Annotated in this window: 17 protein-coding genes and 2 other annotated features; of the genes, 3 read left to right on the top strand and 14 right to left on the bottom strand. The window is 46.0% G+C overall.

Translation table 11 applies throughout. From position 1 onward, the window contains the following. Positions 1–14: 14 nt before the first annotated feature. Entirely contained in the window at positions 15–1025 is a 1011-nt protein-coding gene (locus K6T23_RS11195; protein ID WP_238284354.1) for a sugar kinase, read from the bottom strand. Then, positions 991–1740, bottom strand: a complete 750-nt coding sequence (locus K6T23_RS11190) for an IclR family transcriptional regulator (protein ID WP_056536679.1) — start codon at positions 1738–1740, stop codon at positions 991–993. The genes K6T23_RS11195 and K6T23_RS11190 overlap by 35 nt, the downstream gene beginning before the upstream one ends. A 220-nt stretch (positions 1741–1960) precedes the next feature. Then, positions 1961–2214: a binding site (T-box leader), on the top strand. 66 nt (positions 2215–2280) lie between these two features. Here K6T23_RS11190 and lysS point away from each other — a divergent pair. Then, the gene (gene lysS, locus K6T23_RS11185; RefSeq protein ID WP_238284353.1) at positions 2281–3816 is read left to right on the top strand and encodes a lysine--tRNA ligase; all 1536 of its coding nucleotides are present in this window, start codon (positions 2281–2283) and stop codon (positions 3814–3816) included. 63 nt (positions 3817–3879) lie between these two features. On the opposite strand, the gene K6T23_RS11180 is transcribed toward lysS, so the two are convergent. The 7 genes from K6T23_RS11180 to K6T23_RS11150 all read right to left on the bottom strand — a co-directional run bounded on the left by K6T23_RS11180 (position 3880) and on the right by K6T23_RS11150 (position 13923). Then, on the bottom strand, positions 3880–5358 hold the full coding sequence (locus K6T23_RS11180) for a glycoside hydrolase family 32 protein (RefSeq protein WP_238284352.1): 1479 nt from the start codon (positions 5356–5358) through the stop codon (positions 3880–3882). A gap of 20 nt (positions 5359–5378) precedes the next feature. After that, positions 5379–6992: an ABC transporter substrate-binding protein gene (locus tag K6T23_RS11175; protein WP_238284351.1), complete on the bottom strand. Its 1614-nt coding sequence runs from the start codon at positions 6990–6992 to the stop codon at positions 5379–5381. A gap of 20 nt (positions 6993–7012) precedes the next feature. Then, positions 7013–7891: a carbohydrate ABC transporter permease gene (locus K6T23_RS11170; protein WP_079516063.1), complete on the bottom strand. Its 879-nt coding sequence runs from the start codon at positions 7889–7891 to the stop codon at positions 7013–7015. A gap of 16 nt (positions 7892–7907) precedes the next feature. Then, positions 7908–8873 carry an ABC transporter permease gene (locus tag K6T23_RS11165; RefSeq protein ID WP_079516062.1) on the bottom strand — a complete coding sequence of 322 codons (966 nt, stop codon included), beginning with the start codon at positions 8871–8873 and terminating at the stop codon, positions 7908–7910. Between the two features lie 399 nt (positions 8874–9272). Then, the gene (locus tag K6T23_RS11160) at positions 9273–10601 is read right to left on the bottom strand and encodes an ABC transporter substrate-binding protein (protein ID WP_238284350.1); all 1329 of its coding nucleotides are present in this window, start codon (positions 10599–10601) and stop codon (positions 9273–9275) included. Next, on the bottom strand, positions 10598–12169 hold the full coding sequence (locus K6T23_RS11155) for a response regulator transcription factor (RefSeq protein ID WP_238284349.1): 1572 nt from the start codon (positions 12167–12169) through the stop codon (positions 10598–10600). Before K6T23_RS11155 ends, K6T23_RS11160 begins: the two co-directional genes overlap by 4 nt. Beyond that, positions 12166–13923 (bottom strand): sensor histidine kinase, encoded by a 1758-nt coding sequence (locus tag K6T23_RS11150; RefSeq protein ID WP_238284348.1) that lies wholly within the window; start codon positions 13921–13923, stop codon positions 12166–12168. Before K6T23_RS11150 ends, K6T23_RS11155 begins: the two co-directional genes overlap by 4 nt. A 154-nt stretch (positions 13924–14077) precedes the next feature. Here K6T23_RS11150 and K6T23_RS11145 point away from each other — a divergent pair, with 154 nt between their 5' ends. Next, the gene (locus K6T23_RS11145) at positions 14078–14452 is read left to right on the top strand and encodes a hypothetical protein (protein WP_179125803.1); all 375 of its coding nucleotides are present in this window, start codon (positions 14078–14080) and stop codon (positions 14450–14452) included. Positions 14453–14491: 39 nt separating this feature from the next. On the opposite strand, the gene K6T23_RS11140 is transcribed toward K6T23_RS11145, so the two are convergent. From K6T23_RS11140 to K6T23_RS11130, 3 genes are all read right to left on the bottom strand, one after another. Beyond that, positions 14492–14860 carry a nucleotide excision repair endonuclease gene (locus K6T23_RS11140; RefSeq protein WP_056536709.1) on the bottom strand — a complete coding sequence of 123 codons (369 nt, stop codon included), beginning with the start codon at positions 14858–14860 and terminating at the stop codon, positions 14492–14494. Between the two features lie 69 nt (positions 14861–14929). Continuing rightward, positions 14930–15241 carry an iron-sulfur cluster biosynthesis family protein gene (locus K6T23_RS11135; protein ID WP_079516057.1) on the bottom strand — a complete coding sequence of 104 codons (312 nt, stop codon included), beginning with the start codon at positions 15239–15241 and terminating at the stop codon, positions 14930–14932. Next, positions 15238–16125, bottom strand: coding sequence for a diacylglycerol/lipid kinase family protein (locus K6T23_RS11130; RefSeq protein WP_079516056.1), 888 nt, complete (start codon positions 16123–16125; stop codon positions 15238–15240). The genes K6T23_RS11135 and K6T23_RS11130 overlap by 4 nt, the downstream gene beginning before the upstream one ends. 182 nt (positions 16126–16307) lie before the next feature. Between K6T23_RS11130 and K6T23_RS11125 the strand changes: the two genes are divergently transcribed. Further along, positions 16308–17333, top strand: a complete 1026-nt coding sequence (locus K6T23_RS11125) for an STAS domain-containing protein (protein ID WP_056536718.1) — start codon at positions 16308–16310, stop codon at positions 17331–17333. A 15-nt stretch (positions 17334–17348) separates the two neighbouring features. Here K6T23_RS11125 and ileS read toward each other — a convergent pair whose 3' ends face one another. Next, positions 17349–20435 carry an isoleucine--tRNA ligase gene (ileS, locus tag K6T23_RS11120; protein ID WP_238284347.1) on the bottom strand — a complete coding sequence of 1029 codons (3087 nt, stop codon included), beginning with the start codon at positions 20433–20435 and terminating at the stop codon, positions 17349–17351. Between the two features lie 51 nt (positions 20436–20486). Further along, positions 20487–20701, bottom strand: a binding site (T-box leader). Between the two features lie 63 nt (positions 20702–20764). After that, positions 20765–21172 (bottom strand): hypothetical protein, encoded by a 408-nt coding sequence (locus K6T23_RS11115; protein WP_238284346.1) that lies wholly within the window; start codon positions 21170–21172, stop codon positions 20765–20767. Positions 21173–21237: the final 65 nt, after the last annotated feature.

Here is a 21237-nt window from a genome sequence, read left to right as displayed (position 1 = left end):
ATCAGCCTTCTTTCTCATCGTTCTATATCTTCTCGATCTCTGCTTAGAAAAGAATGTAAGCGTCTCTCATCCGGCATACCCTCATAGTCGCCACTGACCATGGTGACCATAGCTCCCACTGCGCATCCCATTCTTATGCTTTCCTCTGTCTTCAACCCATGTAACATTCCTGACAGGAATCCGGCAGCGAAGCCGTCCCCCGCTCCAACAGGATCGATCACGGTTGTTACAGGATATGCTTCTACTTGAAATGCCTCTCTTCCACGCAGGGCATAGGCGGCACCACTTGCTCCCTTCTTGACAACGACAAGACCGGTCTGGGGGCTTTTGAATAACCTATGGGCAATCTCATCCGTTTCCGTTGTGCCGAAGAGGAACTTGCCTTCGGTCCCTCCGATAAGGACGATATCGGAAAGCTCGCATAACGACGTCAAAGTGGTCCTTGCTTCCTCTTCACCCCAGAGTTTCCTTCGGAGATTGGGGTCGAATACCACGCGAACTCCCGATTCCCTGGCAAGTTTAATAGCTTCAAAGATCATCTGTTTACACGTTTCGCTCAGTGCCGGGGTGATCCCGGTAATATAAAGATATTTGGCAGATCGTATGTAGGATGCAGGCAGGTCGGTGGAGTCCATATGGGAAGCGGCTGATCCTGCACGGAAGTATTGGACCCTGACCTCTCCGCTCCCGATGATTTCTTTGAAAAAGATTCCTGTATTGTGCTCCTCATCTTTTTTCACATGGGCCGTGTCGATTCCTTCCCCTCGTACCGTAGCGATGATCCTCTCGCCGATTTCATCGTTTCCTACCGCACTGATCCATCCGGTTCGATGACCTAGACGGCTAAGCCCGATGAGCGTGTTCGTTTCTGCACCTGCCACTTTCGGTTTCAAAGATTCAGCATGTCGAAGTAATCCATTTTCTGCAGGTGTCAATGATAAAAGTGTTTCGCCAATTGCGACAACATCCATTGTTCCAATCCCTTCTTTCTTATTGAATGAATCCGGTTTTCTGTGAGATCGCATGTGAGGTGCTCAGTAAATCCCTGATTACTTCAGTACCCCGAATGGTCATCCTTTCTTTCGGGCCGGCCACACTAATGGCTGCGATCACGTCCCTTCTGGCGTCGAAAATCGGCGCTGCCACACAATAGAGTCCTTCTTCATTTTCCTCATCATCAATACTATATCCCTGTTCCCTGAATGTTTCCAATTGGGACCTAAGCTCCTTCCGATCCGTCACGGTTCTAGGTGTGATCTGCTTCAGGGTCATCCCGTCCAATAGACGTTCCCTTTCCTCTTCCGGCATGAAAGCGAGAAAGGCTTTTCCCAAGCCTGTACAGTAAAGGGGCTTGACATGACCAGGTTCAGCAGTCGTCCGGATGGAGCGATTACTCAGGATCTTCGCTATGTACACGAGCTCATTACCTGAAAGGACAGACATGAAGACGGTTTCATTCATGCGTTCCATCAGCCCATTCAGATACGGGAGGGATATCTGATGGATGTCCAGGCTTTCCATCGCTACAGTACCCAGATTGATCAGTCTTGCTCCCAAGCGATATTTTTTCATCTCATCCTGATACAGGTATCCTTCTTGAGTAAGGGTCTTGATGAGATTAAATGTACTACTTTGAGGGAGCCCAAGTTTGAGACTTACCTCATTGATCGTTAAACCGCTTGGGAAATGAGATAGGATTTCCATAATATCCAGCGCCCTCTTTGCCGACTTGACAGACATATCTTTCACCTCTTAATCACATATGTGATTTCAAATTCTATTTGTGATTTTCATTGCCTTAACCTTAGCATTTGATAACGCTTTCGTCAATGAAAAATCTGAAAATTCCACTTGCATCCAGCTATGCATTGTATGAAATCGTCTCACCATGGATTCTCCTGCGAAAAAAATCCCTGCGGACCTTGTCATATCGGGAATATTCTGATATCATCAATTCAATCTAAAAGCGATGATGAGACGAGTAGCTAGGGTAAATACAGTAAAGAGACCTCCGGTAGCTGAAAAGGAGGCTGTGGAATCCTAATGAAAAAAACCTCTGAGCTCCACAAGGAATTGAGTTCTCAAGGATGATGTGGCGGATTCCACCGTTAAAAGGATAGGGTATCGCATAAAGCCGTACCTGATAAGGCCGTACAGGTGACTGTAACGGTAAACTGAGGTGGTACCGCGGATGTGTAAGCTTCCGCCCTCAAGATTTCGATCTTGGGGGTGGGAGCTTTTTTGTTGAAAGCAAGATCGTAGATAAAGGAGGATTTCATCATGCACTGGGCTTATGAAATAGCCAAAAGGATCATACTTACTGATCCTGATCTTGAAACCTATACACTCGCTTCAGGTATCAGCCCATCAGGAACCGTTCATATGGGGAATTTCAGGGAAGTAGTAACAACTCATTTTGTGGCACAAGCGTTGAAGGCTATGGGGAAAAACGTCCGTTTCATCTTCTCTTGGGATGATTATGATCGGTTAAGGAAGATCCCCGCCAACATTGATGTTGCCTTTTCTGAACACATAGGAAAGCCATACTCTGAAGTACCTAATCCATTTGGAGAGGGGTCATGGGCGGCTCATTTCGAAAACGAATTTGAAACATCCCTCGAAACGTTCAACATACACCCTGAGTTTATTTATCAACATAAGGAATATTCGTCCGGGAGATACCTTCCCTCGATTGTACGTGCATTGAAAAAACGGAAGGAAATCTACGATATTCTTATGGAGTTCAAGACGAATGAACCGTCCAGGGAAGAGCGCGATGCCTTTTACCCTGCGACTGTTTATTGCAAAACGTGCGGAAAGGACCACGTTCATATCGACTTATTTTCTGAAGAAGCTTTGACACTTACGTATCACTGCAGATGCGGAGTGAAAGAAACGGAAAAACTTGATTCAATTCTGCTTAAATTGAATTGGAAAGTGGATTGGGCAATGAGATGGTCTGTTGAAGGCGTGAAGTTCGAGCCTGGTGGAAGGGATCATTCCTCTGAAAACGGCAGCTTTGCGGCCTCGAAGGTGATTGCCGACAGAATCTTTGATTACAAGGCTCCCCTTTATACCTCATACGAGTTCATCACCCAGAAGGGATCACACAAGAAAATGTCAAGTTCTTCAGGACAGGTCTTAAAGGCTGAAGATCTATTGGATGTATACCCCCCGGAAGTGGTTCTGTTCCTGTTCGCCCGTCACCGCCCGGAATCTGCTTTTCATATAGGGTTGGATGATGATGTGATCAAAAACCACGCCGAGTTTGCAAGAGTTCTTACTGCCTATCAAGATGGTTCACTGTATGATCCTATCATGAAGCAAGTAGTGGACCTTACCTCTTCCAATGTAACGATGCCAATGGTCTCCTTCAATCAGATCGCTGGCCTGCTTCCCTTGATTTCATTCCGCACCGATCTACTTGCCTCCATATTGAGCGATCAGGGAATCGCGGTCCAATCTGAAGAACTTGAAGGGGTCTGCTCAAGGGTAAAGAACTGGATTCAGAAATGGAATCCAGATAAGGAATTCAAGGTAAATCCCGACAAGGATGTGGCATACTTCCTCACGCTCCCTGATGATGTAAAAAGGCAAGTTCAACTCTTCCGGTCCTCTATCGCAACTGGAGCCGACCCCATGCATTCTGTTTATGAAATCTGTCGTCAGGAAGATAAAAAGAAAATGAAATCAGCACAAAAAACGTTGTTCCAATCCATCTACATGCTTATCCTTGGAAAGAAAAATGGCCCCAGGCTGCCTCTTCTCCTTTCGGCTGTGGGAAAAAACCGGTTCATGGCATTGCTGACATTTTGAACGCATAAAAGACTGCAGGACACCTGCAGTCTTTTGTTTGCGAATGGTGATATACACACTCTCTTAAGACCAAATGGACTTGAGTGCAGAAGCCTTCCATTCTTTTAAAACGACTTTACCCGTCAAGCTCTTAAATTCAAAATCTAAGCTTTCACCTTCCGGGAATATCAGACTGGTTATCGCCAGTTCACCGTCTGTACTAAACACCTCGATCGATGAAGTATCAATGTAAAGATGGAAACCACCCCGTTCACTCCCTGCATATTCCGCCAGTTGTACTGCCGGAAATGACGTGGAGAATGCATGGATTCCTGATCGACGCCTGTCCAGGGTGAGGGTTCCTTCATCGACGTGACAGGTTAAGATTGACACTTCTTCCTTTCCATGACGGATTGTGAGGACCCAGACTGAATTTATATCTGACTCCGTTTCAAAATGGAGATGAGCAAGATTTGTCTGCATCTGTTCTTGATAAGTTTCTCCTTCATTTAATGAATGTGGCATCATCATCTCTTTTCCGGATCCTGAGATTACAGCCAGTTCACACACTGGATGCTGGACGAGCCGATATCCCGAAAGCGACCTCTTCAAACCAAGCTCCCTTGGCAGCGTCATGGCGCTCCTCCACCCTTGCGTGGGAACATCATTTGCATAACGCCAATTGCTCATCCATCCTATATAGATCTTCCTCTCATCCTGCAGGTCGGACCAGCTCACCCCTGCATAATTATCCCTGCCATGATCTAGCCATAAAATGAGATCGGCTGGATTTTCATTGATGAATGTCTTCCCATCAAAATCCCCTATGAAATACTGGGTCCTAGAACCTTCAATGGTATCTGGATGATCTCCTATGCTTACGAGCATAACCCATCGCTCTTTCCCATCACATTCAAGACGGAACAAGTCAGGACATTCCCACACCCCTGCATGGGACCCTTCTCCATGACCGAATGCGCTTGCATACGTCCACTGCAACAGATCAGGAGAATGATAGATGGTGATGGATTGACCGGTTGCCAGGACCATCACCCATTGTCCTGATTCCCCATGCCAGAACACTTTCGGGTCGCGGTAATCTGGTTCGCACGCATTTTCCAGAACAGGGTTCCCCTCATATTTTGACCAACTCCGTCCTTTATCTACACTATAGGCGATACTTTGCCGCTGTTTGACGTCTCCCGATATAGGATCGGTATCGTGATTGGTATAGATCGCGACGAGCCCCGGCTTACCATCCTGGAAAAAGCCAGAGGTATTGTGCCAATCCACCACCGCACTTCCGGAAAAGATCGTCCCGAGTTCGTCAGGATAAAGGGCGATGGGAAGTTCCTCCCAATGGACCAAGTCCTTACTGACTGCATGCCCCCAGTGCATCGGGCCCCATGTGTTTCCATCGGGATGATATTGAAAGAACAAGTGATACTCTCCTTCGAAATACACCATTCCATTTGGATCATTCATCCACTTTTCTCTAGGAGAAAAGTGGAATTGAGGACGGAATTTTTCAGTATAGACTTCCTTTTCAGTCTGATTTTTCATCTTCATGACTCTCCTTTATCTTATTCCTGATTTCGATCATACCCGGCCTGCTTGATTTCCAACCATTCTTGGAGTCCAAGCCGGTCCAATTCCTTCAGATACGCTTCCCACTCCTTATCGATCTTGCCGTTTGTAATCCATTCGGCTTTTTTACGGTTGATATAAGCAAAAAGATCAGTTTCAATCTTGGATAACTTATCGAGGTCCTCCAAGGAGAAAAATACTTTAGGGTAGATATTTTCTGCCTTCATATGAGGGACCATTACATCTTTCATAAGCCCCAGTCTCCATGCAGCATCATCCGGCTTGGTGGTCACAGGTCCATAATACTCATCCAATATGGCAAGAGGACCACCGATGGAGGTTTTCTCACGGAGCTCAACAGGGGCCGTCCCTTCCAAAGGAAGATGTTTCAATGCTTGATCAGCTTCATTGAATTCAAAGATATTCTGCTGTTTTTCATCACCATACGTTCCCCAATTATCCTGTACGGATTGGAGCGGGTCATACAATTGGTCGATCCATTTTGCGGTAAGCTCCAGATTTTTGTTGGCCGATGTGATGACCATTTTATTCCGGTCGAACCCCATATTATTTGTTCTTGTCACGTTTTTCTCCCCATCAGGCCCTTCTAGTGGAGGCAGAAGTTCATATGTGTCGTTCATCCCAGTGATGTTGGCCTTGTCCCAGGTGAAGTACATTCCATACCGCCCTTCTTTTCCTTTTGAAAGGTAGGTGTTCCAGTCTTGTTCAAATGCCTCTACATCCATCAGTCCTTCCTTGTAAAGCTCATTCAAATAACGGATTGCCTCCTTATAGCCGTCTTCAGAAGCCGTCATTTTGATTTCACCATCATCGGTCACTACAGTATGGTCCCCGTTCTCCCCAAGACCGAATGCACCGAAAAGATGTGATACATCTTCTCCTCCATGGTTGATAATGAACGACATCGGGATTTCATCTGCTTTTCCATTTCCATTTGGATCCTGTGTTTTAAACGCTTTTAAAACATTTTTAAGCTCTTCAGTATTTGTGGGCATATCGAGCCCCAACTTATCCAGCCACTCCACATTGATCCATGGGAAATCATCGACAGAGTGGATGCTTTCTTTTCCTGCACCAAGCTCCTCTATCCATGGGAACGAATAGATATGTCCATCCGGAGCTGTCATCATTGCTTTATATTCAGGGGCATCCTCAAGGACCTTTCTCAAGTTTGGCATATGTTTTTCAATCAGGTCTTCCACCGGTACTATCGCTCCGTCTTTTGCGAGTTTCAGGATTTCATAATCCCCGTACCCTGTGTTCATGATGGCGTCGGGCAAATCACCGCTTGCAACAGCAAGATTCCGTTTCTCATCGAAGGTTTCCCCTGCCGTATAATTGGTCCAATCGATTTCCACGCCTGTTTGCTTCTGCAGCCTCTTCAGGATCAATTTTTCATTTGGGTCATTCGGTGCCAGTGGCGAACTGGAGGTCATGATTTTCAGACTGACGTCTTCTTTCAAAGGAAATGTGACATCCTTCAGCTCGTAATCTTCGGACGATGCACTTTTACTGTTGTTGCTGCACCCGGCAGTAACAAGGATCCCTGTCAACACTGCAGCTGACATTGTTTTTGACCATTTCTTCATTTTACATTTCCCCCTTGAGATTATTTGAGTGAACCGACCATTACACCCTTTTCAAAGTACTTTTGGAAGAATGGATACATAATGATAAGCGGTAGACTCGCCAGTACGATGGATGAATATTTAATCATTTCTGAAATCCTCTGCAGCTCTGCGGCCGCCTGCTGATCCCCGATCATTCCAGGCTGTACTTCATTTTGTATAAGGATTGATCGCAGGACTAGTTGTAGTGGATAAAGGTCCCTGTCTTCGAGATAGATCATGGCATCGAAATAGGAATTCCACTGGCCGATGAACGCATACAGTGCAATAACAAAAATGATCGGTTTTGATAGCGGAAATACAATTTTCAGGAAGATTTTGAATTCAGAAGCTCCGTCGATCCTTGCCGCTTCCTTCAGTTCATTGGGTATTGATTTGAAATAGGTTCTCGATAGAATGATGAACCATACATTGATGGCGTTCGGGATGATGATGGCCCAAACGGTATTCAGCATGCCGAGGTTCTTGATCACAAGGTAGGTCGGAATCAGTCCACCATTGAAGAACATCGTAATCAAGAAGAAGATCATGATGAATCGCTTCCCGACCAATTCATCTGATGATAGAGAATAGCCTGCGAGAATGCAGACCGTCACTGTCACCAAGGTGAAACCCGCTGAATATAGCATGGAGTTTATGAATCCCCTTACAATGGACCCATCTTCGAAAATCTTCCGATATCCCTCAAGTGTCCAATCAGAAGAATTGAAGGACAATCCCTTACTCAGCAACACATTCGGTTCCAACAGGGAGGCCAGGAGCACATAGAGTAATGGAAACAGTACTACGACGACGATGCCGCATAACAGGATCTTATTAGTGAATAGAATGAATCGATCTGATTTTGAATAGTTGTTCATCTCAATGCTCCCCTTTCTAAAGGAGTCCTTCCCCCTCATTCAGCTTCTTGACGACGCCGTTGACGAAAACAAGGAGGATGACGTTTACCAGCGCATTGAATAACCCAACAGCCGTTGCAAAGGAATAATCCCCCGCCTGCAGTCCCCGCTTGTACACATAGGTTGAAATGATTTCAGAGGATGGGATATTCATAGACGTCTGCAGCAAGTATGCTTTCTCGAATCCGATGGCCATGATCCCGCCTGCAGCCAGAATGAACAGGACGGCCATTACCGGTTTTAGTGTTGGCAAATCGATATGCCAGATCCTCTGCAGAAGGGATGCTCCATCGACCGTTGCGGCATCATGGAGCTGCGGATCCACATTGGCCAATGCAGCCACATAGATAATCGACGCCCATCCCGCACCTTGCCATACACCTGACCATATATAGATGCTACGGAACGCATCGGGGTCTGACATGAATGAGACGGGCTTATCCATAAAGAAGGAAAGCATGGCGTTGATCGGGCCCGTTGGAGAAAGGAAAAGGAATACCATCCCTGATATGACCACCACCGAAATGAAATGGGGTGCATAGAGAACGAGCTGTATATTCTTCTTCACACCCGCCCTCCTGATCTGATTAAGCATCAAGGCAAGGATGATCGGAATCGGAAACCCGATCAACAGTTCAAACGAACTCAGTTTGATCGTGTTAAGGAGGATCTCCATGAAATTCGGGGAAGAAAGAAAACTAGTAAAATGCTTCAACCCTACCCATTCACTCCCCATGATCCCACGGATCGGGCTGAAGTCCTTAAAAGCGATGGATGCACCGTACATCGGTACGTATTTGAATACAATGGTTAACAAAATGGCCGGTGCCAATAACCAATAAAGAAGATGATTTCTCTTAATGGAAGACCACTTGACCTTCAAGCGGCTCTGAGGCTTTGCTGACACGGCAGGTTCGGTACCTGCCTTTGCTATTTCCTGCACATCGTTTCCCCCTTTTTCTCTATAATGTAAGCGATATCACCCTCTACAAATCTCACTTTAAAGGATACCCCACCTAAAAACGTCCACTATTTTCGGCTGATACATTACAAGATTTTCGGGTGTAAAGAAAAGTGAAGGGTGCTTGCCCTGAGGCGACAAGCATAAGGCGAAGATCTCGGAAAGGCGTCCCTGGCCTTTTTGAGATCTTTGACTTATGACCTCGAGCCTCAAGCACCCGGAGCTGGACATGAAGAAAAGTGGAGGAGGGTTGGGCTGACCCGACAAGCATAAGGCAAAGGCTCCGGAAAGGCGTTCTGTGCCTTTTTGAGGACTTGGACTAGAAAGCCCTGGACAAATAAAAAAAGAGACCATCCAGGTCCCTTCCCTCTATAGCTATCATCATTCTTCCATATCCTTGATGCCGTCCTCGATCTTCTTTACGGCTTCATCGGCCGCAGAACCAACATCTTTATTGGCGATTCCCACATCTTCAAACAAGATGCGCATGGCCTCACTCACTACAGGATAAGCGGCTGTAACTGGCCTGTTCCTAGAGTACTCCTGTGCCTGATGGACAAATATATTCTTGGGGTACTCTTTCAGCTCTGGAAAGCTTTTAGCAACAGAATACCTTGCCGGCACATCCCCTGTAATCTCAATATAGCGTCTTGAACCCTCATAGCTCGTCGCATAACGGATGAATTCCCAAGCTTCGTCGGGATGTGACGCCTTCGACGAAAGACCAAGGGCCCACCCGCCATTTGGCACGACCCGCTGAACTCCTTTTGGTAAGGATGTGATGCCATATTCTTTTCCAAGCTTGAATTTAGGGTTTTCCTGTTCATAGCTATCTGTCATCCACGATCCTTGTATGACCATACCCAACTGACCATTTTCAAATACATCCGGCGGCATTTCAACTTTCGCTATACCCCGTTTTTGATACATATCCTGATAAAACTGAAGTGCCTGCAGGCTTTCGGTCGAATTTAGATACCCTTCTACCGTATGGTTGTCAGGGTCCATGATTTCCCCGCCGAACTGCCAAATGAGCGGAATCTTGTAATATGCGGGGGATTCACCGTCGGGAAACCCTTGAGCAGGATCGATACCTATGATCTCATCTGATAGCGCAGAGATTCGTTCGGCGGCTTCGGCTACCTCATCCCATGTCATGGGATCCTCCGGGTCCTTCGAAGGAAGAGGAACGCCGGCTTTTTCAAATAGCCGGATGTTGTAGAACAATCCGACGCTGGACTCCGCGATGGGAGACAAGTAGATGTCCCCCTCATACATCAATCCTTTCAAAGTGGGCTCAGCCAGATCTTCCACCCGTCCCTCCTTTTTCATATAATCATCGATGGATGTAAGGGCACCGGCACTCGCATACAGGGCCAGCGTCGGCGTATCAATCGTCATGATATCCGGCGGACTCCCTGCAGCAATGGCCGTCCGGAGCTTTAGTTCATAATCTCCGTATGGGATCTGGGTCATCTTCACCTGAATAGTGGAGTGCTCTTCGTTAAACGTCTTGACCAGTTCTTCATACGCCTGATTTTCAAGAGCCGTCCCCTTATTCCTCCAGAAGTTCAGGGTGGTTTCAGGTGTATGCTTGGGGACGGTCGCCACTTCTTTTCCTCCCTCATTGAAAATCGGTTCAATGGAAAGATACCCGGCTGCCCCCAATACAAGGATGAGTACCAGTAGGATCGGAAGCTTCCATTTCACTTCTCTTCCCCTCCTTGAGTGCCCAGGCCTTTTCTGTAATCGATCGGTTTCACACCGAATTTCTTCTTAAACACCGTACTGAAATAACCTGAACTTGAAAATCCACAAATATGGGCGATATCAATGACTTTCAGCCCGGTATCAACAAGAAGTTCCTTGGCTTTTTTCATGCGCAGAGAAATCAGATAGTCCGTAAAATTTTGCCCTACCTGGGCCTTAAAGAGTTCCGATAAATAGGCTGCATTAATATGGAATTGACCTGCCAGTGTCGCAAGGGACATGTCAGTGGCATAGTGGATGTCCATATATGCTTTGACCTGGGAAACGACCTCTTCTCCGTTAGCCGGCGTCTTCAGCTTGCTGGCCATTCTCATGATACGGTTGGATAGCTCCGTCAATTGATGGATTACTTCCTGATATGAGGTCAACTCCCATATGCTTATCTGGCATTTCCAAACCTCTTCCCCTACCTCGGCCCTTTTGGGGTCATACTTTCCAGCAAGGAGATTGAGATGCAGGAGGATTCGATTCGCTGTCAGTGTAAAATCCATTACCGATGACTGTCTTTCAAGCAGATTTGTAAGAAACGACTGCAGAAGACTTTCATTACCCTGTTCAATATAAGCGTTAAGCACTTTTACAGCTTCATCGGGAAAATCGGGGTCATTTTCCCTCTTGTTATCATCGATTAATTGTGATTCTATATTGATCGAGCTTTGCCCCCATGCGAGGATGGATGATTCATAGCCAGATTTAAGAGCCATCGCCCCCCTCACCGGCTTCCCTAATCCTATCACTGATTCAAGCCCGAGAAATTCCTTTGCAGCTCGTTGTACATCTGTTGCCAGTGTGTTCACATCATCGATCCTGCTTATGTAATGAACCATATGGGGATAGCTCGCGTCTACAAATGAAAGGGCCCTTTCCTCGGCAAGTTCCCGACAGATCATCCGGAAAGGCAGGAAGAGGGCCCTAAGGTCGGACCTGGACATGCTTCCCCTGATCTCAACTGACAGGAACCTCACTTCCTGGTTGCAAAATGTTTCCAAACCCAGGTACATCAACTTCTCTTCACTGATGGAGAGGCCTGCCCATTCATCCCTCACAAGTTGTAGGAGATATTGCTCTCTTATATCCGCAAGCTGATCTTCCATCAATTTTTTTGCTCGTTCTTCCCTATATTCTTCAGCCTTTTCACGGATTAATTCGTCTTTAATATCCTTTAAGGCTGAAGATAATTCCTCGGGATCCACGGGCTTCAGCAAATATCGCTTGACTCCCTCATGCATTGAGGCTCTGACATATTCAAAGTCAGCATATCCCGAAAGGATGATGGTCCTGATCTTCGGATAGCTGCTGGCCAATTCTTTCACGAGCGCAATCCCGTCCATGATCGGCATCCTTACATCCGTCAAGACAATATCAGGCTCTTTTTCCTCCATGAGACGCAGAGCTTCTCTTCCGTTTGACGCCTCCCCGACAACCGTGAACCCCTCCTTCTCCCAATCAAGCTTCCATAGCAGCCCCTTTCGAACCTGAGCTTCATCATCGGTTATCAGCACCTTCATTCTTCACTCTCCTCCTTCTCCATTGCAATTATAAGGGTGATCCGAGTCCCACCGGGATCCTTATTTTCAATCGAATATGAAAAGCGGTTTCCATAGGAAAGCTTCAATCTTCCAAGCACGTTCTTCAGTCCTATGCTCTTGCCCCTGCTGTCCAGTACATTATTTTCGTTTCGATCAATCTTCGCAAGTTCCTTGATGACCGTTCCAGGTATGCCGACTCCATTATCCTCCACAATCAAAACCGCCTCATCTCTGACTTTTCGGGTGGAAATTCCGATGGAAGCCACATCGTTCCGTATAAAGCTATACTTTACTGCATTTTCGACGAGAGGTTGCAGGACGAACTTGATCATCGGTACATTATCGAGTGCTGGATCCTCCTCAATCTGTATATGTAGGGCATCTTCATGGCGAAGTTTCAATACTTCCGTATATCGGCGCATATAGTTTATTTCTTCCCTTATTGTGACAACATCCCTTTCAGTATCAAGGGAATACGAGAGCATCCTCCCCAAATGGACGGTCACATCAATGACTTTACGATTTTCCCCTTGAGCAGATAGTCCTCCTATCACTTCAAGCGTATTGTTCAGGAAGTGCGGATTGATCTGTAGCAGCAGTGCTTTGTACTCCGCGTCCTTCCTCCTGATCTTTTCCTGATACTCCGTTTTGATCAGTTGGTCCAATGTCTTGGTTGTATTCTTGAATGCCTTTACGGCATAACCGATTTCATCGTTCCTCGTGCGGATCGCCGGAAACCCTTTTTCAGCCTCTGAGAACTTTCCCTTTTCGACAAGTTTCATAGATTCCGTCAATTTCCATAGCGGCTTGACGATATTCGAAGACAGGATGTAAGAAATCAAGATTGTCAGTAAAAAGATCCAGCCGCTGATCAATAAAAGATTCCTTTGCAGTGAGTGGACAGGCGCGTAGAGATCGGATTTTTTTATTTCGCTCATCAGGATCCAACCGCCAACCCCCATTTTTTGATAAAAGACCAGATGCTTGGTTTCCCCCTTAGTCACTTCCACTACACCCGTCCTTCCAGAATGATCCTTCATCTCGTGCAGGCTCATCTTCACGATATCGGATGATATATCCGGATTCCCTCCCAACACGTCTCTCCCTTTAGCATCCAGCAATGATACGTGCCCCTCATCTCCAAGCTTTACTTTTTCAAGTGACTCCTCCAGCTGGATGGTAGGAAAATTCACTTTGATGACGCCGGAAAGGTCCATCGTATTCAAATCAAAAAGAGGGAGAAGGTAACTGTTGACTTCATCCTCATTCCACTCATGATGTGACCTCATCCAACGTTGATCATAGTCATAAAATTCCTTGAACCATACAATCTCCCTAAGAGGAGGAAGCGTCTGTGAAGTACCTGTTCCATCATTTAAATAGACAGATACAGACATTGATTTTGAATTATTCACCATCATCGAGGACAACTCTGTTTTCAGCTGATTCTTCATATAGAGAAGATCTGAATCGGACAACCCGTTCTCCTCTGATCGCACCCATTCCTGTGTAGCTGGATTCACCAGAACCTGTTTCCCAAGGTCTTCAACCTGAGAGGTCAGCGAATCGGAATATTGAGAAAATTGATCCATCATCTCTACGGTCGCTTCGGTCGTTTTCTTTTCCATGATGGTACCGAACCACTCAGGTACCAGAAGGGACAGGGTAAGGAAAGGAATGGTCAGGACAAGTGTAAAGATCAGTAATAGTCGAATTCTGAGTGATATGTACATGGCCGCTCCCTTTCAACGTTTCTGTCTACTAAATGTATCATAGATCAATAAATTCCAGTAGATACATTTACAGGGCTCGTTCTACCTCCGTGCTTCTCTACATAGGATGGGATAATTGATTTTACGGGGAGGGAAAAGGATGGAAGGCTGCGTCATGGCAATGGAAATCGGAGACGTATTTTATGAAGGCGGCTATACAGGCACCGTGGTGGGATATTGTTACGAGATGTCTCAAGCGGGAGCCCAACTATTTTATATGATTGAAAACAATGGCCGGCTACATATTAATGTGGCTTCCAGTGAATCTAACGGTGTGCCCCGTTTCTTTCAAACCCGATTTGACCTGCTTGATAGGGTACATCTGCATATGGCCGGAATGCTCAGGACAGCTCTCATTAAAGGAATGGCACTAACTTGGCATGACAACGGCACAAAGGTGACCTACCATGTAGAAGACGGGAATGGAACCCTCCATACCCATATTCCAGAGGAGGATCTCCTGAAATGGGACACATATCACTCGATATAAAAAAAGAAGCCCCCATCTTGAGGAGCTTCCGATCACGCATTAAAAGAATGCTTTTTCCACATTGTACCTTGCCCTAAGCGCATTGATGATATATGTTTCGTAGATTTCACGCTCCATTGCATCCTCTACAAACAAGACATCGATGCGATGAACTTCCTTCCTGTGTTCACGAAGGGGTGAAACTTTATCTTCCAGATGCTTTTTGACACGTTGTCTCAGCTTTCTTGCTTTTCCAACAAACAGGAGTTCGTCCTGGTTATCATAAAAGAGGATGATTCCTCCTTTATCACGTGGAATTTCATGAAGGTCGATAAAACCTTCGATCGGTTGGATTTTGATTTCTTCATTTTCGTTCTGCTTGCGTTCTGTAATGGATACATCCGCTTTTGGAATGGTAATATTGATCATTGAACGTCACGTCCTTTTTATACTGTAAGGGCTAATAGTATCATATAACGGGATAGAAAGCCATCTCATTCACAAAAAACGGAGGCCTACCCGATTGTTGAAGGTTTGATTCTTATTCTTGAAGACAAATGCATTTTTCTGAAAATCGATGGTGAGTTCATGATCGTAGGTATCTTCAAAATCATCGTCCACAATGAAAATGACACCTTTATATTCGATGCTGCGTTCATGGTCTTGAAGCTCTCTGGACGGGACCACTTTCATTTCGTATACATTATTCACAATATCACAGCTCCCCCGGTCGAGGGCAAGCTGCACCAAATGGTCAGGGGGTATGTCTGTCAGCTTATTTAATGCAGGCTCTGTCAAGGTTAAATTCATGCTGATCCTCCTTCTGGAATTCTTATCTTCACGTGACGGGGAAGACTTTTTACAGTCAACGGCAATGTACATCCTTCATCCCCATCAATATTCGCCTTCATATCGAATGATGAGGACGCCTGGATTTCCGATGCTTTCAGGTGGTGAACCTGAGGGCTTTCTGTCAGTTTACCCGCCAATATTTTGGGAAGTAATAAGAGGAACTTGGGTATCGGCATATCTTCGATGATGTAGACATGAAGTGATCCATCATCGACCTCCGCTTCCGGGGCGATGGATTCGAATCCCCCGATGGAATTCGTCATGGCGATGAGGGTCAATAAGGAATCCCCACTCCAGTTCTGCTCGCCTGACAGTTCTAAAGGAAATGGCTGTTTTTCCTTCATTTTTTTCATACCTTCCACAACATACGCGAGAGGACCGAGCTTTGATTTCTGCTCTGCAGTCGTAGAGAATGAAGCTTCAGCCAATGCACCCACGGCGATGATGTTAATGAAGTAGCGGTCATTCACTTTTCCTATGTCCGCTTCCCGGGTATTGGTTGATTTCAGAACCTCGAGGGCCTCCTCAGGTTCGAGCGGCAGTGATATCGCCCTCACAAAATCGTTCACCGTTCCAAGTGGCACCAAGGCAAGCTCTGGGCGATGGGGTTTCTCAGCCATGCCATTGATCACTTCGTTCACGGTTCCATCTCCCCCCATGCAAATGATGAGGTCAAAGCCCCTCTTGCATGCTTCCTCCGCAAACAATGTGGCATCCCCTTCTCCCTTCGTTTCACGCACGAAGACCTCATAGCCTTCGAGATTATGTATAGCTTTTTTCTTGTAGTCCACCGCTTCTTCTTTGCCCGAAGAAGGATTGATAATAATCATCGCCTCTTTCATGCTTTCTCCCCCTGACTGTCATTTCCCATACTATACCCCCTGCACCTATTGATAAATCCTTAAATAATCATTGGGAAGATGTTTACTCACATTAAAAGGAGGGTAATCATATTTAGGTTTGCAGATTTTTGCACTCTCTTCTATACATATGAAAAGAAATCATCTTGTTGGAGGCGTCAATCATGAAACATGCAATCGATATAAGCGGCTCTTTATTCGACTGGGACCTTGTAAACGGGGAAGTTCATTTTGAAAATGAACGGGTCGTATTGTTCTGGGTGGATACGGCTTTCAAAACCCTTTTTGATACGATCGAAGAGATAGCAGGCCATAAAGAGTCAAGACTTGTACTGGAAACTTCGGGATACAGGACCGGAACCATCGTAAGTGATTTTTACAAGCGCTCCCTCGGGAAAGTAGATGACATCCTCGGCAAGCTTCCGACCACTTATGTAACAGCGGGCTGGGGTGATACAGAGATCGTATCCTATTCAAAAGAAGAGCTTCATGCAGTGATTCGCGTCCGGAACAGCTGGGAATATCAGGTCAATAAAGAGCAAGGGAAAAATCAAGAAGGCACATTTCTTCCAGGTCACTGGGCCGGGGTCCTGACGGGCTTATTCGGGGAGAAAATGTGGTACAAGGTGAACAGGAGCCAACTGGAAGGCGATCAATATAGTGAGTATGAATTCAATCACTCTGACATCACACCTTCATTGAATGTCAGCGCGTTAATCGAAGAACAAACAAATGAAATGCAGCAAAAGATGGAGCTTGCAGCAGCCGAGAGAACACATACTCTTTCCAGTATCATCAAGGAGATTTCTTCTCCGATCATACCCGTCCTCGATTCCATCCTGGTAGTGCCATTGGTTGGTCGCTATGATGAGACGAGGGGTGAAGAGCTCCTTAACCGTACCCTCCTCAATCTCCCAGGGTATAAGGCGGATTACCTCATCCTCGACGCTACAAGCTTAATCGGTGTGGATGAATTCACTTTGAATTTCATTCAAAAATTTGTAGCAGCCACCTCCCTTCTCGGGACCCGCTGCCTACTGGTAGGGATTTCAGCTGAATTCAGTATCCAAATTGCACAAAGCGGACATGACATTAAGCGGATCCCATGTTTTTCTGTCCTTCAGCAAGGCATCCATTATGCCCTCGATCAAATGGGGCTGTTCATCACAAAGAAGAACCCCGTTTCTTGAACGGGGTTCTTCTTTTTAACCGATGTCGATGATCAATTTCCGGTCATTCAACGTTACTTCCTTTCCACCAGATAATGCTTCTATTTTCATCTCCTTCACCAAAACACTTTCACGTATCAGTGATTCATTGTTTTCGATCGCCTTCCGTATTTCCGGGTCTCCGTCCAACCGAAGGGAAATCCTAGCTTCAATTGGGAGATCGCGTTCTTTCCGCTCGGTCTGGATGGCCCGTATGACCTCACGAGCCAGACCTTCAAGCTTCAATTCCTCTGTGATTTCCGTATTGAGGATAACCTGATAAGAAGCATTTGCTCCCATGGAAAGCCCTTCATCTGCCACCCTCTCCACAAGAAGAAGCTCAAATGGAACAGTCAATTGCTCGCCTTCGATATCCAGATGTAACGTTTCCGCTTGGACAATCTGTTCTGCTTCACTTTGACTTAATTGATCTAAATATTTCTTGACTGCGCCGACTTTTTTTCCTAATACAGGACCGGCTTTTTTGAAATTAAGCTTGACTTCATACGATACAAGATCATTGGATGTTTCCTGCACAAGGACCCGTTTGACGTTGATCTCTTCTTGAATGATCCTTTGATGTTTTTTTAACGCTTCACCGTTATGTGGTTCGGTGGCAATGACGGTCATTTCCGATAGAGGTTGCTTCGTTTTGATCGATTTTGCATTTCTGACGCTCCGAGCGAGTTCAACCACCTGAAGGACGGCAGCCATTTCCCTCTCGATCGATGGATCACTGTAACCTGTTCCTCCTTTCGGATATTCGGCGAGATGTACGCTCTTGCCCGTGAGGTTAAGGTGGATATCTTCGGCAAGGAACGGGATGTAAGGCGCAGCCAATTTACTCGTTTCTACCAGCACATGATGGAGTGTGGAGAATGCAGCAAGTTTTGAATCTGATACGCCCTCCTCCCAGAAACGATCCCGAGAACGGCGGATATACCAGTTACTGATTTCCCCGATGAATACTTCAAGAGCCTGTGCTCCCTTGGTAAAGTCATAGCGATCCAGCGCTTCACTCATAGTTTGTGATACGCTGTCCAATCTTGAAAGGATCCACCTGTCCAGCAGAGTCCTTTGTCCTTGGCCTAGATCTGAATAGGTGAATGAATCGATTTTTGCATACATGGTGTAGAACGAATGAACATTAACCAGAGTGTCGACAACCTTCGATTTCGCTTCGAGCACTACTCTTTCAGAGAAACGTTTATTATTCCAAGGTGCGCTATCGGCAAGGAGAGACCATCTTAGAGCATCGGCACCGAACGTAGTGACAAAGTCCATCGGATTCAATGCATTCCCTTTACTCTTCGACATCTTCCTGCCCTCGCCGTCTAATATATGGCCTGTAGCAAGTACCCTCTTATAAGGAGCCTTACCCGTGAACAAGGTGGAAACAGCCAATAAGCTGTAGAACCAGCCCCTGGTCTGGTCGATCCCTTCACAGATAAAGTCTGCCGGGAATTGCTTTTCAAATCGTTTCTGATGCTCGAATGGATAATGCTGTTGTGCATAAGGCATGCTTCCACTGTCGAACCAAACATCAATCACCTCGGGTACCCGTGTCATGGAGCCTTCACATTGATCACAGGAGAGATGAATGTGATCGACAAATGGTTTATGCAGCTCAACGGAATCAATCTCTTCCACAGAGCGATTACGCAAGTCTTCGATGCTTGACGGTGCGTATTGATGACTGCAAGATTCGCAGATCCAGACAGGAAGTGGTGTGCCCCAATAGCGATTCCTGCCGATATTCCAATCCACCATATTTTCAAGGAAATGACCGAAACGACCTTCCTTAATATGCTCAGGGTACCATTCAACTTGTTCATTATTTTGGATGAACTGATCCTTCAAAGCCGTCGTGCGGATGAACCAGCTCTCAATTGCGTAGTAAAGAAGCGGTGAATCACAGCGCCAGCAATGGGGATAGCTATGCTCATATTTCTCTTTATGGAACAGGAGCCCTTCGGCTGCAAGATACTTCACGATATCCACGTCGCAGTCTTTGACAAACCGCCCTTGGAATGGGGGGACGGCATCCGTATACTTTCCTTGTCCATCTACGACATTCACAAATGAAAGTCCATGATCTTTCACCAGCTGGTAATCATCTTCTCCGTAAGCAGGAGCGATATGCACGATCCCTGTTCCACTATCGGCAGTGACAAATTCCCCTGAAACTACGATATGTCCTTTTTTAGGACTCACAAATGGAAAAGGTGGGACATAGGCAGTTCCCTCCAATTCACTGCCCTTGAATCGGGATACAATGGGTGCTTCTTCAGAAAAATGCTTGTTTTTCAGGCTTTCGGCAACGATGTACGTATCGCCGTCACTTTTTACTTTTACATATGTGAGCTCCGGATTAACAGCGAGGGCAATATTCGCCGGTAGCGTCCAAGGCGTGGTCGTCCAGCCGAGGATGAATTCATTATCGCTTCCCTCGATGCGGAATTTTGCGGTAGCAGAGAGATCCTTGACATCTTTATAGCCTTGAGCAACTTCATGGGAACTGAGGGTAGTCTGACAGCTCGGGCAATACGGCGTGACCCGATGACCTTTATAAAGGAGATCCCGTTTGTGAAGGTCGCTGAGGATATGCCACACACTCTCGATATAGTCGTTCTCCAAGGTTACATACGGATCATCCATATCTACCCAATATCCTATTGCCTCCGTGAACTCCCTCCACTGTTTCTCATAATGAAAGACGCTGTTCTTGCATTCATTGATGAACTTTTCCACTCCGTAGTCTTCGATCTGCTGTTTACCTGAGATGCCGAGCTGCTTTTCCACTTCCAGCTCAACCGGTAATCCATGGGTATCCCAGCCTGCCTTGCGATGCACCTGGTACCCTTGCATCGTTTTGTATCTTGCAACAAAATCTTTGATGACCCGTCCCAGAACATGACCGGCATGGGGCAGGCCGTTGGCTGTCGGTGGTCCCTCATAAAAAACAAATGTTTCTTTTCCTTCCCGCTCCGAAATTGACTTCTCAAACGTATTTGCTTCCTTCCAATAGTTCTGGATCCGCTCTTCACGCTTATGCGCTTTTTCTTTTACATCGACTGTTTTCATCTTTTACCCTCTTCCTCCTGGATAATGAAACAAAAAAATCCGCCCCTTATGAAAAGGGACGGATGTTATTCCGCGGTACCACCCATCTTCCGTACATCTGTACGGCACTCGGTCAACACAGTAACGGCTGTGCACCGATCCTGCCTATACTTCCTTCAGCAGGACTTCTCGGGGGTGATTTTCCGGAAGGTTCTCCACCGCTTCTCACCACACAGCGGCTCTCTTAAGAAGGTTTCCTTCTGTACTCTTCCCGTCATGGAATTTAAATATTTCCAAAAGAATACACCCTCGTCTTCTAAAAGTCAATCAATTTTTCCTTATTCATCCTTTCAGTATTTAAGAAAGGTGGTCACACTACGGTCTGTCAAATACCTTTTGGTGGCCAGGTCATTCAGCCATTTTTTTTGATTCAGCTTATAGGTCCCATGCTGATCCTGGTAGGTCTTTTGATGAAGATTCACCGTTACGGCTTCCTCTCTTCTATTCATGGCCACTCCTCCCTTTTTCCCTTCACAATATTCATACAGCTCGACTACATCACCTATTGTCATGAGCTCATTCAACAACATCAACAAAGGAAGATCATCATCATATGCCTCATAGAGATACGGCAAGGTGACAGGTACATCCTCCCTATATTGTTCCGCGGATGTCAAACCGACCCCGAACTCTTCTTCCCATCTGGCAGATTCGGCGTCGATATTCCTGATTGTGGCAATCAAAATGTGACAGGTCACACACATCTTCCTCTCAACAATTCTAAATATAAATGGATTTATTTCCATTATGTATGGAATGACCC

This window comes from Rossellomorea marisflavi (assembly GCF_022170785.1).
Classification (GTDB): domain Bacteria; phylum Bacillota; class Bacilli; order Bacillales; family Bacillaceae_B; genus Rossellomorea; species Rossellomorea marisflavi_B.
This window is presented reverse-complemented; position numbering and strand designations above follow the sequence as displayed.

Coding starts and splice junctions, on each gene's coding strand:
- K6T23_RS11195 (WP_238284354.1), bottom strand. CDS start 1,025: ATGCGATCTCACAGAAAACCGGATTCATTCAATAAGAAAGAAGGGATT.
- K6T23_RS11190 (WP_056536679.1), bottom strand. CDS start 1,740: ATGTCTGTCAAGTCGGCAAAGAGGGCGCTGGATATTATGGAAATCCTA.
- lysS (WP_238284353.1), top strand. CDS start 2,281: ATGCACTGGGCTTATGAAATAGCCAAAAGGATCATACTTACTGATCCT.
- K6T23_RS11180 (WP_238284352.1), bottom strand. CDS start 5,358: ATGAAAAATCAGACTGAAAAGGAAGTCTATACTGAAAAATTCCGTCCT.
- K6T23_RS11175 (WP_238284351.1), bottom strand. CDS start 6,992: ATGAAGAAATGGTCAAAAACAATGTCAGCTGCAGTGTTGACAGGGATC.
- K6T23_RS11170 (WP_079516063.1), bottom strand. CDS start 7,891: ATGAACAACTATTCAAAATCAGATCGATTCATTCTATTCACTAATAAG.
- K6T23_RS11155 (WP_238284349.1), bottom strand. CDS start 12,169: ATGAAGGTGCTGATAACCGATGATGAAGCTCAGGTTCGAAAGGGGCTG.
- K6T23_RS11150 (WP_238284348.1), bottom strand. CDS start 13,923: ATGTACATATCACTCAGAATTCGACTATTACTGATCTTTACACTTGTC.
- K6T23_RS11145 (WP_179125803.1), top strand. CDS start 14,078: ATGGCAATGGAAATCGGAGACGTATTTTATGAAGGCGGCTATACAGGC.
- K6T23_RS11140 (WP_056536709.1), bottom strand. CDS start 14,860: ATGATCAATATTACCATTCCAAAAGCGGATGTATCCATTACAGAACGC.
- K6T23_RS11135 (WP_079516057.1), bottom strand. CDS start 15,241: ATGAATTTAACCTTGACAGAGCCTGCATTAAATAAGCTGACAGACATA.
- K6T23_RS11130 (WP_079516056.1), bottom strand. CDS start 16,125: ATGAAAGAGGCGATGATTATTATCAATCCTTCTTCGGGCAAAGAAGAA.
- K6T23_RS11125 (WP_056536718.1), top strand. CDS start 16,308: ATGAAACATGCAATCGATATAAGCGGCTCTTTATTCGACTGGGACCTT.
- ileS (WP_238284347.1), bottom strand. CDS start 20,435: ATGAAAACAGTCGATGTAAAAGAAAAAGCGCATAAGCGTGAAGAGCGG.